Genomic DNA, 12,581 nt, shown 5'->3' on the forward strand with positions numbered 1-12,581 from the left:
TTGTCAGTTTTGATGGAGCTTATATGTCACTCAGTCGGCGTCAGTTTATTCAGGCTTCGGGCGTTGCGCTTTGTGCAGGCGCGGTGCCGCTGAGGGCGCAGGCCGCGGGGAAACAACCCGTGCTGCCGGTGCCTCCGCTGCTGGAGTCGCGTCGCGGACAGCCGCTGTTCTTAACGCTACAGCGCGCGCACTGGTCGTTCACTCAGGGCACCCGGGCGCCGGTGTGGGGCGTCAACGGTCGCTATCTGGGGCCGACGATCCGTGTCTGGAGCGGCGATGACGTTAAGCTTATCTACAGTAACCGGCTCACCGAAAACGTCGCGATGACCGTACGCGGTCTGCAGGTGCCGGGGCCGCTGATCGGCGGCGCGGCGCGAATGATGACGCCGAATGCCGACTGGGCGCCAGTGTTGCCAATTCGTCAGAGTGCCGCCACGCTGTGGTATCAGGCCAATACGCCGAATCACATGGCTCAGCAGGTCTATAACGGCCTCGCGGGGATGTGGCTGATCGAAGATGAAGTTAGTAAGTCCTTACCTTTCCCCAACCATTACGGTGTGGACGACTTCCCGATCATTATTCAGGACAAGCGTCTGGATAATTTTGGTACGCCAGTCTACGAAGAGCCGGGCAGCGGTGGTTTCGTCGGCGACACGCTGCTGGTGAACGGCGTGCAGGGGCCCTATGTGGAGGTTTCCCGCGGCTGGGTACGCCTGCGCCTGCTCAATGCCTCTAACTCGCGCCGCTATATGCTGCGCATGAGCGATGGCCGCGCGTTGCACGTCATCTCCAGCGATCAGGGTTTCTTACCCGCGCCGGTCTCCACCACTCAGCTGTCGCTTGCCCCGGGTGAACGTCGGGAAGTGTTGGTGGACATGACCAACGGTGATGAAGTGTCTATCACCTGCGGTGAATCCGCCAGCATCATGGATCGTATCCGCGGCTTCTTCGAGCCATCGAGCATTCTGGTTTCTACGCTGGTACTGACCCTTCGTCCGACGGGGCTGCTGCCGTTAGTGACCGATAACTTACCGATGCGCATCCTGCCGACGGAAATCCTCAGCGGTACGCCGATTCGCAGCCGCGATATCCAGTTGAGCGACGATCCTGGCATCAACGGTCAGCTGTGGGACCCGCAGCGAATCGATATTACCGCGCAGCAGGGGACGTGGGAGCGCTGGACGGTTCGCGCCGACGCGCCGCAGTCGTTCCATATTGAAGGGGTGATGTTCCAGATCCGCAACGTTAACGGCGCGATGGCGTTGCCGGAGGACCGGGGCTGGAAAGACACCGTCTGGGTTGATGGTCAGGTCGAGCTGCTGGTCTATTATGGCCAGCCGTCGTGGCCCCACTTCCCGTTCCAGTACGCCAGCCAAACGCTGGAGCTGGCAGACCGCGGTTCTATTGGACAGATTCTGGTGAACCCGGCGCCGTAAGTTCCCCCTCCGTAGCCCGGCCGAGCGCAGCGACGCCGGGACTTACACGAACCTAAAAATTCCCGCTTCATTCATAGGACAATCGGGCTTATAATCCCCGACCTTTGATTATTTTTTTGCCAATTTTTTGGAAGCATTATGAGCGCTATCTCCCTGATCCAACCGGATCGCGACCTTTTCTCCTGGCCGCAGTACTGGGCCGCCTGCTTTGGGCCGGCTCCGTTTTTGCCGATGTCACGTGAAGAGATGGATCAACTTGGCTGGGATAGCTGCGACATCATTCTGGTAACCGGCGACGCCTATGTCGACCATCCGAGCTTCGGCATGGCAATTTGTGGCCGTATGCTGGAAGCGCAGGGCTTCCGCGTGGGGATCATCGCCCAGCCTGACTGGAACAGCAAAGACGACTTTATGCGTCTGGGTAAACCGAACCTGTTCTTCGGCGTGACCGCCGGCAATATGGACTCGATGATCAACCGCTACACCGCCGACCGTAAGCTGCGCCATGACGACGCCTACACCCCGGACAACGTCGCGGGCAAGCGCCCGGATCGCGCGACGCTGGTCTATACCCAGCGCTGTAAAGAAGCGTGGAAAGATGTGCCGGTGATTCTCGGCGGCATCGAAGCCAGCCTGCGTCGTACCGCGCACTATGACTACTGGTCGGATACCGTCCGTCGTTCAGTGCTGATTGACGCCAAAGCAGACATGTTGATGTTCGGCAACGGCGAACGTCCGCTGGTGGAAGTGGCGCACCGTCTGGCGCAGGGTGAAAAGATTACTGAAATCCACGACGTGCGTAATACGGCGATTATCGTCAAAGAGGCGCTGCCGGGCTGGTCTGGCGTCGACTCCACCCGCATCGACACCCCGGGGAAAATCGACCCGATTCCGCACCCGTATGGCGACGACCTGCCGTGCGCCGACAACAAACCCGTCGCGCCGAAAAAGCAGGAAGCCAAGGCCATCACCGTACAGCCGCCGCGCCCGAAGCCGTGGGAAAAAACCTATGTGCTGCTGCCGTCCTTCGAGAAAGTGAAGGGCGACAAAGTGCTGTACGCTCACGCGTCGCGTATTCTGCATCATGAAACCAACCCGGGCAGCGCCCGCGCGCTGATGCAGAAGCAGGGCGATCGCTATATCTGGATCAACCCACCCGCCATTCCGCTCTCTACCGAAGAGATGGACAGCGTGTTTGCCCTGCCATACCAGCGCGTGCCGCATCCGTCATACGGCAAAGCGCGCATTCCGGCGTATGAGATGATCCGCTTCTCGATCAACATCATGCGCGGCTGCTTTGGCGGCTGTTCCTTCTGCTCGATTACCGAGCACGAAGGGCGCATTATTCAGAGTCGTTCGGAAGATTCGATCATCAATGAGATCGAAGCCATTCGCGACACTGTTCCCGGCTTTACCGGCATTATTTCGGATCTGGGCGGACCAACCGCTAACATGTACATGCTGCGCTGTAAATCGCCGCGCGCCGAGCAAACCTGCCGTCGTCTCTCCTGCGTGTATCCGGAAATCTGTCCGCATATGGATACCGACCACACGCCGACCATCAACCTGTACCGTCGCGCCCGCGAGCTGAAAGGGGTGAAGAAGATCCTGATTGCCTCCGGCGTGCGTTACGATCTGGCGGTGGAAGATCCGCGCTATATCAAAGAGCTGGCGACGCACCACGTCGGCGGCTACCTGAAGATTGCGCCGGAGCACACCGAAGAAGGGCCGCTGTCGAAAATGATGAAGCCGGGGATGGGCAGCTATCACCGCTTCAAAGAGCTGTTCGACACCTATTCGAAACAGGCCGGGAAAGAGCAGTATCTGATTCCGTATTTTATCTCCGCCCACCCGGGGACGCGCGACGAAGATATGGTGAACCTGGCGCTGTGGCTCAAGCAGCACCGCTTCCGCCTGGATCAGGTGCAGAACTTCTATCCGTCGCCGCTGGCGAACTCAACCACCATGTATTACACCGGCAAGAACCCGCTGGGTAAGATTGGTTATAAGAGTGAGGACGTGGTGATTCCGAAGGGCGATAAGCAGCGCCGTCTGCACAAAGCGCTGCTGCGCTACCACGATCCGGCTAACTGGCCGCTGATTCGCACCGCGCTGGAAGCGATGGGCAAAAAGCACCTGATCGGCAGCCGTCGCGATTGTCTGGTGCCTGCGCCGACAATCGATGAAATGCGCGAAGCGCGTCGCCAGAACCGCAATACCCGTCCGGCGCTGACCAAGCACACGCCGGTGGCGCATCAACGCCAGACGCCTGCGGGAGCAAAGAAAGCGCCATCAGCGCCATCTCGTCCAGTCAAAGCCGGTGCGAAGAAGCACAGTAAAACGGCGGCTGGCCGTTAAGAACAGGTCATCCCGGCAGTGAGATGATGCCTTAAAAAAGCCCGGCGATTGCCGGGCTTTTGCGGTTAACCGCCGAACTGGTCTGGATCCGGGCCTAACCGCTTGCCTTTATCCAGGGTTGCGATGTCGCCTAGTTCGTCTTTATCCAGGCGGAAATCCCAGACGTCGAAGTTCTCGGCGATGCGTGATGGCGTGACCGATTTCGGAATGACCACCAGACCACTGTCGAGGTGCCAGCGAATGACAATCTGCGCCGGGCTTTTGCCGTATTTGTCGGCAAGATGACGGATGACTTTCTGATCGAAAACGCCTTCGCCGCCCTGCGCCAGCGGGCTCCAGGATTCGGTCTGAATCTTGTGGGTAGCGTTCCACGCGTTCAACTGACGTTGTTGCATTAGCGGATGCAGTTCAATCTGGTTAATCACCGGTGCGACGCCGGTCTCATCAATCAGCCGTTGCAGATGTGGAACCTGGAAGTTACACACGCCGATGCTCTTCACCAGCCCCTGCTTTTGCAGGTCAATCAGCGCTTTCCAGGCCTGGATATAGTGGTCAGATGCGGGGACCGGCCAGTGGATCAGATACAGATCGAGGTAGTCCAGCTGTAAATGTTCCAGGCTCTCCTGCAGCGCGTCGGCGGCGCGCAGATGGGAGTCATTCCACAGTTTGCTGGTGATGAACAGATCCTCACGCGCCACGCCCGCGCTGTGAATGGCTTTGCCCACGCCCGACTCGTTCTTGTAGGCGGCGGCAGTATCAATAGAACGGTAGCCGACCTCAATCGCTTTGTGGATTGCGGTAACCACTTCTTCATTACTGGCCTGCCATACGCCGAGGCCCAGCTGCGGCATTACATTGCCATCGTGCAGTTTAATCACGGTTGGATGTGTCATGCATTTCTCCTTTTCATCAGCTTATCGGGGCATGCCCCGATAAGATTTGTATGATTAAGTCTGGTCGAAATATGCAAAAACGAAAGCTTGTTCGTCGCCTTTCAAGCAGCAGATGCGTTGTCTGAGTCTGCTCACCCCAGTCACTTACGGGTGTAAGCTTCTGGAGTGAGCTCGACATGCTTAGAGCAAAAAGTGAGGAAGGGCTTAACGGGCTGCTTCGTAAATACGGCGGCTCACTTCAAGGGTAATATCCTGATTTTCACCCAGTTTGGTCATACCGTGCTCTTCGAGTTTTTTCAGCAGCGCCGGAATGGAACTGCCGTCCAGACCGTAGTCGGACAGGCGAGTCGGCACGCCCATTTGTTCGAAGAAGCTGCGGGTTGCGGCGATAGCGGCGTCAATACGCGCATCGTCAGAACCTTCGGTAATGTTCCAGACGCGTTCAGCATATTGCAGCAGTTTGGCGCGCTTGGTTTCACGTTTTTCATTCCACAGCGCAGGCAGAACGATAGCCAGCGTTTGGGCGTGATCCAGCCCGTGCATGGCGGTCAGTTCGTGGCCCAGCATATGGGTTGCCCAATCCTGCGGTACGCCTGCGCCAATCAGGCCATTCAGCGCCTGAGTCGCTGCCCACATAATGTTGGCGCGCACGTCGTAGTTTTCCGGATCTTTCAGCGCTTTCGGGCCTTCTTCAACCAGCGTCAGCAGAATGCCTTCGGCGAAACGGTCCTGAATTTTGCCGTCAACCGGATAGGTGACGTACTGCTCAACGGTGTGCACGAAGGCATCAACCACGCCGTTCGCGACCTGACGCGGCGGCAGAGTGTAGGTGTAAACCGGGTCAAGAATGGCAAACTGCGGCTGGACGTGCGAAGACATAAAGGCACGCTTGTCGCCGGTAGTTTTACGGGAGATAACCGCGCCTTTGTTCGACTCGGAGCCGGTCGCTGGCAGGGTCAGAACGGAACCCATCGGGATGGCGCTGTTAACGTTGCTGCCGTAGGTTTCGAGGATTTCCCACGGGTCGATGCTTGCATCATAGTGCGCTGCCGCGGCGATAAATTTGGTGCCGTCCAGAACGGAACCGCCGCCGACCGCCAGCAGGAAGGTCACTTTCTGTTCGCGGGCAATTTTCACCGCGTTCATCAGCGTTTCATAGGACGGGTTTGGCTCAATACCGCCAAATTCCAGCACGTCCAGTCCCTTCAGTGCGGTCAGTACCTGGTCCAGCACGCCGGTTTTTTTCACGCTGCCGCCGCCGTAGGTGATCAGCACGCGAGCGTCAGCGGGGATCTGAGCGCGCAGATTTTCGATAGCGCCTTTACCGAACAGAATGCGGGTCGGGGTGTGAAGATCAAAATTAAACATTGCTCGTTCCCTTCTTGGTGGATGGAAAAACAAGGCGGCGAAGGTCGTCGCCGAATGACATCATTGTGGTCCTCGTTGCCGTACCTCTCAATGCACATTTCTGCGTTTGTCTTGCCCATTTCTCCATAAGGCTGGAGAATCACGTCAATCACGGCCACAATGAGAGCGTGAAAAAAGGTATCTGGAGCCTTCGTTGATGAACCGTGAAGCGATCTGTGCACTGCTGACAGAAAAAATTAAGCAGCTGAAAAATAACGAACAAAACCTGCGTACCCTGCTGCCTGACATTCAGCTGATCTACGGCAGTCAGCCCAGTGGACGCACGCCGGTTATGTACCGGCCGGGCATCGTGTTTCTCTTTTCCGGCTATAAAATTGGCTATATCAACGATCGTACCTTTCGCTACGACGCCAATGAATATCTGCTGCTCACCGTACCTTTACCCTTCGAATGTGAAACTTTTGCCACCGCTGAAGCGCCGTTGGCCGGGTTACGCCTCGATGTCGATATTTTCCAGCTCCAGGAATTGCTCATGGATATCGGTGAAGACCCGCTGTTCCGCCCGGCGATGGCAGAGAGCGGGATTAACTCGGCGACGTTGTCCGAAGAGATTCTTTGCGCAGCCGAGCGCCTGCTGGACGTGATGGAACGTCCGTTGGACGCCCGTATTCTCGGCAAGCAAATTATCCGCGAAATGCTCTACCACGTGCTCACCGGGCCGCGCGGCGGCGCGCTGATGGCGCTGGTGAGCCGCCAGACTCACTTCAGCCAGATCAGCCGCGTGCTTAAGCGGATTGAGAGCCAGTACACCGAAACGCTGAGCGTCGATCAGCTGGCCGCCGAGGCCAATATGAGCCTGTCGGCGTTTCACCATAATTTTAAGTCGGTAACCAGTACTTCGCCGCTGCAATATCTGAAAGCCTATCGGCTGCATAAAGCTCGGATGATGATGGCGCACGACGGCCTGAAGGCCAGCGCGGCGGCGATGCAGGTGGGCTACGAGAGCGCGTCGCAGTTCAGTCGAGAGTTTAAACGGTTTTTCGGCCTGACGCCGGGCGAGGATGCGGCAAGACTGCGCGGAATGTAACGGTTAGGCCTGATAAGCGTAGCACCATCAGGCTACGCTGCTGCACATTGCCGGATGCGGCGTAAACGCCTTATCCGGCCTACAGATTGTACGGCGCCGCGATCAGGCGTCGCAGTATTTTTTCTTGATAACCACGATCACCGTGCCGAGCAGCCCGGCAACCAGCAGGAAGATCGGCAGCACCATCAGGAACGTCATCACCTGATCTTCATGACGCTTCACAAACGGAATCATACTGATGGCATAGCCAAAGCCTGTGACCACGCCAACCCACAGCAGCGCGCTCAGCCAGTTAAACAACTGGAAGCGGCGGTTAGGCAGACCGGAAATTCCCGCCATCGTTGGCAGCAGTGTGCGCACGAACGCCAGGAAGCGACCCGCGAGCAGCGCCAGCAGACCGTGACGGTCAAACATGCAGGTCGCGCGCTGGTGGTATTTGTCCGGCAGTTGCGCCAGCCAACCTTTCACGACGTTAGTGTTGCCCAACCAGCGCCCCTGGATGTAACTCAACCAGCAGCCAAGGCTGGCGGCCGTCGTCAGAATGACGAGGGTAGGGACGTAGCCCATGACGCCCTTGGCAATGAGCGCTCCCGCCAATAGCAACAGGCTATCACCGGGTAAAAATGATGCGGGGAGCAGGCCGTTTTCCAGAAACAACGTGGCAAACATGACCAGATAAACGACTCCCACGACGTGCGGATTCGCCAGTGCAGCAAAATCGTGCTGCCAAAGCGCGGCGACAATATCTTGAATAACGACCATGGACATTCCTGTGGAACAGCGTTTTCGCCTATTGTACGCCCGAATTCTGAAGAACACCTTGATCCCGGACGCAACAAATGAAGCCGCATTGTTCAGTCTGGCTGACAACCGGGTACATAGGTTTACGCCTGGCGGTGATGTGAACTCGGGAACCGACTGTTCTCAACATCGGTGGCGCCTCCGCTGGACGCGCCAAAAATATTGCTAACCCACCCGGCACTGACCGTACCGGGCTCAGGCTATGTTACACGATGCGGGCGAATCCTGCCGCTAAATCCGCAATCAGATCGTCAACGTTTTCCAAACCAATGTGCAGGCGAATGAGCGTACCTTCAAAATCAATCACCCCGTCCGGACGAATGCTGGCCAGCTCTTCCGGCTGATTAGCCAGAATCAGCGATTCGAAGCCGCCCCAGGAATAGGCCATGCTGAACAGCGAGAAGTGGTCGAGATAGTTTGCCAACTCTTCATTATTCAGGCGCTTGTTCAGTACGAAGGAGAACAGGCCGCTGCTGCCGGTGAAGTCGCGTTTCCAGAATTCATGCCCTTTGCTGCCCGGTAACGCCGGATGATTGACGCGCGCCACCTGCGGCTGTTGCGCCAGCCATTCGGCGACTTTCAGGCTGCTTTCATGGTGCTGACGCAGACGCACGCCGAGCGTGCGCAGGCCGCGGCTGGTCATATAGGCCGTGTCGGCGTCGAGCATCTGCCCCATCAAATAGGCATTCTCACGCAGTTGTGCCCAGCAGCGCTCGTTCGATACCGCCGTGCCGACCATGGCATCTGAGTGACCAATCAGATACTTGGTGCCCGCCTGAATCGAAATATCGATGCCAAAATCGAGCGCCTTAAACAGCACGCCTGCCGCCCAGGTGTTGTCGATCATGATGATGGCTTCAGGGGCGACGCTGCGAACGGCGGAAACGATCGCCGGGATGTCGTGAACTTCCATGGTGATGGAACCCGGAGATTCGAGGAACACGATTCTGGTGTTCGGCTGAATCAGATTTGCAATCTCTGCGCCAATCATGGGGTCGAACCAACTGGTGGTGACGCCGAGCTTACGGAGAATTTTGGTGCAAAAATCCTGGCTCGGTTCATAGGCGGTGTTGGTCATCAGCACGTGGTCGCCCTGTTCAACGAAGGCCAGGATAGTATTCGCCACCGCCGCCGCGCCGCAGGGGAAGAGGGCGCAGCCGGCGCCGCCTTCAAGCTCACACATGGCTTCCTGTAGCGAGAAATGGGTGAGCGTGCCGCGACGGCCATAAAACAGCTCGCCGTTAGCGCGGTTGTGGGTCGCATGCTTCTTGGCGGCGACCGTGTCAAAAACCAGCGACGAGGCGCGTTGAATCACGCTGTTCACCGATCCCTGGGTGTACTTTTTGCTGCGTCCGGCGTTAACCAGCGCGGTATCGAGGTGCTTGTCTGCCATGTTGGGTATACCTGTTTTTATACGTCTGGACGTCTAAATTATCACGATTGCCTCGGCGATGTAGCGTTCCTCGTGCATACAGCAGAAAATTTTGCCAAAAACCGTGCAGAAAACTTTTTTACTGCGTAAGCGCAAGGAAAGTAAGTGTGATTTGAGTCAATATGTAAATACTAATGAGAACTACTATCAATTCGGCGTTGTTTTGATATTATTGTGCTCAGATTTTGTGATTTACGTCCTGGAGATACACAGTGGGTAATAATTTGATGCAGGCGGATCTCTCCGTTTGGGGTATGTATCATCATGCCGACATCGTGGTTAAAGTGGTCATGATTGGCTTGATACTGGCATCCGTCGTCACCTGGGCAATTTTCTTCAGTAAAGGTGCAGAGCTCCTTTCTCACAAGCGCCGCCTCAAGCGCGAGCAGAAACTGTTAGCGGATGTGCGTTCCCTCAATCAGGCGCACGAAACGGCCGCCGCGTTTGACGCGCAGAGCCTGAGTAGCCAGTTAATCAACGAAGCGCAGAACGAGCTGGAGCTCTCTGCGGGTTCGGAAGATAACGAAGGGATTAAAGAACGTACCGGTTTCCGCCTGGAGCGTCGTGTGGCGGCGGTAGGCCGTCATATGGGACGCGGTAACGGTTTCCTGGCGACTATCGGCGCTATCTCTCCGTTCGTCGGCCTGTTCGGTACCGTGTGGGGCATCATGAACAGCTTTATCGGTATCGCCCAGACGCAAACCACGAATCTGGCCGTTGTGGCGCCAGGTATCGCAGAAGCGCTGCTGGCAACGGCTATTGGCCTGTTCGCCGCGATTCCGGCGGTGGTTATCTATAACGTCTTCGCGCGCCTCATCGGTGGCTTCAAAGCTAACCTGAGCGATGTGGCTGCGCAGGTTCTGCTGCTGCAGAGTCGCGATCTGGATCTGAGCGCCAGCGGCGTGCATCCGGTTCGTACCGCCCAGAAATTACGAGTAGGTTAATGCCCTATGGCAATGCGTCTTAATGAAAATCTGGACGATACCGGCGAAATGCATGAAATCAACGTGACGCCGTTTATCGACGTCATGTTGGTTCTGTTGATTATCTTTATGGTCGCCGCGCCGTTGGCGACGGTTGATGTCAAAGTCAATCTGCCGGCCTCCTCCAGCCAGCCGCAGCCGCGCCCGGAAAAACCGGTCTACCTGTCGGTGAAAGCGGATAAATCGATGTTCCTCGGTAACGACCCCATTACCGATGACAGCATGGTGCCGGCGCTGGATGCGCTGACGGAAGGCAAGAAAGACACCACGATCTTCTTCCGCGCCGATAAAACGGTAGACTATGAAACGATGATGAAGGTCATGGATACCCTGCATCAGGCCGGCTATCTGAAGATTGGACTGGTTGGCGAAGAGACCGTCGCGAAAAAATAATCTCATCCCGGATGGCGCATTCAGCGCCATCCGTTATTCTTCTCTTAGTAATATAATATTTATCTTAAGTCTAATTTCAGCGAGTCATATCTGAAATTATTTAAATAATATTTAGCAGTGCTTAAGTGTTGCAATATATTTTAAATATCAGAGTGGCTAGTCTTAAATAACCTTCCTACGCTTAATTCTGAACGCTAACAATAATATATATCTACAGCGGACGGAAAATATCATGGGCATAATAACTTTGCGACAAGCTGATAGCTCGCATCGCGACTTGATCTCGTTATCCTCGATTCGTCAAAGAGCAGACCGGCTATTATTGGTGCTGGCCTGGGTGATGTGGGCCGTTTCGCTGGGCGTGGGCTGGATGAATGATAACACCAGTCTGGCGCTGCTGGTGGCGACGATTCTGGCGGGGCTTGCCACCCTGATGACGCTGCTTTTTGCGGGCAAACTCATCACACGCTTAGTTTATGCGTTTATTCTAATGGCCTATTCCGCACTGCTGATTCAGCTTGGCGGCGGCGAGACCGAATATCATTTCTCGGTATTTGTTTTGCTGTCAGCGCTGCTCGCCTGGCGCGACTGGCGGCCATTGATTATGGGCGCAGGGGTGATTGCCGCTCACCACCTGGTATTTAATTATTTACAGGAATATGGGTTGTTTAATATCACCGTGTTTATGCACGCTGGTTTACACATGGTGATTATGCACGCGGTGTATGTGGTGGCGCAGACGGTATTCCTGGTCTTCCTGGCGGTGCGGATGGAGCAGGACGCACGGTCGGCCAGCGAGGTCGCGAAGCTGGCGGCGGTCATTAACCGTGAGTCGGGCTACCTGACGCTGGAGCGTGACACCAAAACCAGCCGCTCACCTTTTGCGAAAACCTTTAGCCTGACGCTGGACGCCATGCGCAATACGCTTGAGCAGGTCAGCGGTAATGTATCGCAACTGCTGGATGCCTCGCAGACGCTGCTGCAACGTAACACCGCGCTCTCCGAACGCACCGACAGCCAGGCGCGGTCGTTGGCGGTCACTGCCAGCGCCATGGAGCAGCTTGCCAGTGCGGCATCGTTAACCAGTGAGAAGGCCAGCGAAGCGCGCGAACTCGCCGGGCAGGCCAGCGCAGTGGCGCGGGAAGGGGGGGAGAATATCCGTTCAGCCATGGCGTCCATGTCGCACATTCGTGATGAGTCGCTGAAGATCGGCGGCATCCTTGAACTTATCGACGGCATTGCCTTCCAGACCAATATTCTGTCGCTCAATGCTTCCGTCGAAGCTGCGCGGGCCGGTGCTCATGGGAAAGGGTTTGCGGTGGTGGCAGCTGAAGTCCGTACCCTGGCGCTGCGCTGTGAAGGTGCGGCGCGGGACATTCGCCAGCTGGTGGCCGCTTCCGTCGAGAGCACCCATCAGGGCACAGAGCAGGTTGAAAGAGCGGGGAAAACCATGGCGGCAATCATCAATAACATCGACAGTCTACAGGCCTGTGTTGATGTGTTGTCATCGATGAGCGACCAGCAGCGCGCCAGCGTATTACAGATGAAAGGCAGTATTGCGCATATCGATGCCAGCGTGCAGGAGAACGTGCAACACGTGGCGCAAACTATACAGGTCGCGCATCAGCAACAGCAGCATACCGGTGAACTGAAGTCGGCTATTTCGGTGTTCCGGTTGGTGTAAGGTCACAAAAAATGAAAGGTGTATGACAAATAATCCAGTTATGTGACAACTTTCGCAGTTGCCAGAAAACATAATACCGGTACGAAAAATGACAATATAATTGCCCACCCCATCCTCCTACAGTGAAACCACTTCAATTCAGGAGG

Annotated in this window: 10 protein-coding genes; 6 read left to right on the top strand and 4 right to left on the bottom strand. The window is 56.3% G+C overall.

The window, feature by feature from the left end; genetic code table 11:
- The first annotated feature begins 23 nt into the window (after positions 1–23).
- Together ftsP and K7B04_RS08755 are read left to right on the top strand one after the other, a co-directional pair.
- The gene (gene ftsP / locus K7B04_RS08750; protein ID WP_163448480.1) at positions 24–1,436 is read left to right on the top strand and encodes a cell division protein FtsP; all 1,413 of its coding nucleotides are present in this window, start codon (positions 24–26) and stop codon (positions 1,434–1,436) included.
- Between the two features lie 138 nt (positions 1,437–1,574).
- A complete protein-coding gene (locus K7B04_RS08755) occupies positions 1,575–3,794 on the top strand; it encodes a YgiQ family radical SAM protein (protein ID WP_223803840.1) in 2,220 nt (739 codons plus the stop codon).
- Between the two features lie 65 nt (positions 3,795–3,859).
- Here the strand turns inward: K7B04_RS08755 and dkgA are convergent, their stop codons facing one another.
- Both dkgA and yqhD read right to left on the bottom strand, forming a co-directional pair.
- Positions 3,860–4,687, bottom strand: a complete 828-nt coding sequence (gene dkgA, locus K7B04_RS08760; RefSeq protein WP_163448484.1) for a 2,5-didehydrogluconate reductase DkgA — start codon at positions 4,685–4,687, stop codon at positions 3,860–3,862.
- Between the two features lie 204 nt (positions 4,688–4,891).
- A complete protein-coding gene (gene yqhD / locus K7B04_RS08765) occupies positions 4,892–6,055 on the bottom strand; it encodes an alcohol dehydrogenase (RefSeq protein WP_064542384.1) in 1,164 nt (387 codons plus the stop codon).
- 196 nt (positions 6,056–6,251) lie between these two features.
- Here yqhD and K7B04_RS08770 point away from each other — a divergent pair, with 196 nt between their 5' ends.
- Positions 6,252–7,142: an AraC family transcriptional regulator gene (locus tag K7B04_RS08770; RefSeq protein WP_163448486.1), complete on the top strand. Its 891-nt coding sequence runs from the start codon at positions 6,252–6,254 to the stop codon at positions 7,140–7,142.
- Positions 7,143–7,244: 102 nt separating this feature from the next.
- Here the strand turns inward: K7B04_RS08770 and yghB are convergent, their stop codons facing one another.
- Both yghB and metC read right to left on the bottom strand, forming a co-directional pair.
- Positions 7,245–7,904 carry a DedA family general envelope maintenance protein YghB gene (gene yghB / locus K7B04_RS08775; RefSeq protein WP_163448488.1) on the bottom strand — a complete coding sequence of 220 codons (660 nt, stop codon included), beginning with the start codon at positions 7,902–7,904 and terminating at the stop codon, positions 7,245–7,247.
- Positions 7,905–8,148: 244 nt separating this feature from the next.
- A complete protein-coding gene (gene metC, locus K7B04_RS08780; protein ID WP_223803841.1) occupies positions 8,149–9,336 on the bottom strand; it encodes a cystathionine beta-lyase in 1,188 nt (395 codons plus the stop codon).
- Positions 9,337–9,587: 251 nt separating this feature from the next.
- Here metC and exbB point away from each other — a divergent pair, with 251 nt between their 5' ends.
- The 3 genes from exbB to K7B04_RS08795 all read left to right on the top strand — a co-directional run bounded on the left by exbB (position 9,588) and on the right by K7B04_RS08795 (position 12,435).
- Positions 9,588–10,319, top strand: coding sequence for a tol-pal system-associated acyl-CoA thioesterase (gene exbB / locus K7B04_RS08785; RefSeq protein ID WP_163448492.1), 732 nt, complete (start codon positions 9,588–9,590; stop codon positions 10,317–10,319).
- A 6-nt stretch (positions 10,320–10,325) separates the two neighbouring features.
- Entirely contained in the window at positions 10,326–10,751 is a 426-nt protein-coding gene (gene exbD, locus K7B04_RS08790) for a TonB system transport protein ExbD (RefSeq protein WP_064542400.1), read from the top strand.
- Positions 10,752–10,983: 232 nt separating this feature from the next.
- Positions 10,984–12,435 (top strand): methyl-accepting chemotaxis protein, encoded by a 1,452-nt coding sequence (locus tag K7B04_RS08795; protein ID WP_223803842.1) that lies wholly within the window; start codon positions 10,984–10,986, stop codon positions 12,433–12,435.
- Positions 12,436–12,581 lie beyond the last annotated feature (146 nt).

This window comes from Kluyvera sp. CRP (assembly GCF_019930565.1).
In the GTDB taxonomy this organism is placed as follows: Bacteria; Pseudomonadota; Gammaproteobacteria; order Enterobacterales; family Enterobacteriaceae; genus Kluyvera; species Kluyvera georgiana_A.

Coding starts and splice junctions, on each gene's coding strand:
- ftsP (WP_163448480.1), top strand. CDS start 24: ATGTCACTCAGTCGGCGTCAGTTTATTCAGGCTTCGGGCGTTGCGCTT.
- K7B04_RS08755 (WP_223803840.1), top strand. CDS start 1,575: ATGAGCGCTATCTCCCTGATCCAACCGGATCGCGACCTTTTCTCCTGG.
- dkgA (WP_163448484.1), bottom strand. CDS start 4,687: ATGACACATCCAACCGTGATTAAACTGCACGATGGCAATGTAATGCCG.
- yqhD (WP_064542384.1), bottom strand. CDS start 6,055: ATGTTTAATTTTGATCTTCACACCCCGACCCGCATTCTGTTCGGTAAA.
- K7B04_RS08770 (WP_163448486.1), top strand. CDS start 6,252: ATGAACCGTGAAGCGATCTGTGCACTGCTGACAGAAAAAATTAAGCAG.
- yghB (WP_163448488.1), bottom strand. CDS start 7,904: ATGGTCGTTATTCAAGATATTGTCGCCGCGCTTTGGCAGCACGATTTT.
- metC (WP_223803841.1), bottom strand. CDS start 9,336: ATGGCAGACAAGCACCTCGATACCGCGCTGGTTAACGCCGGACGCAGC.
- exbD (WP_064542400.1), top strand. CDS start 10,326: ATGGCAATGCGTCTTAATGAAAATCTGGACGATACCGGCGAAATGCAT.
- K7B04_RS08795 (WP_223803842.1), top strand. CDS start 10,984: ATGGGCATAATAACTTTGCGACAAGCTGATAGCTCGCATCGCGACTTG.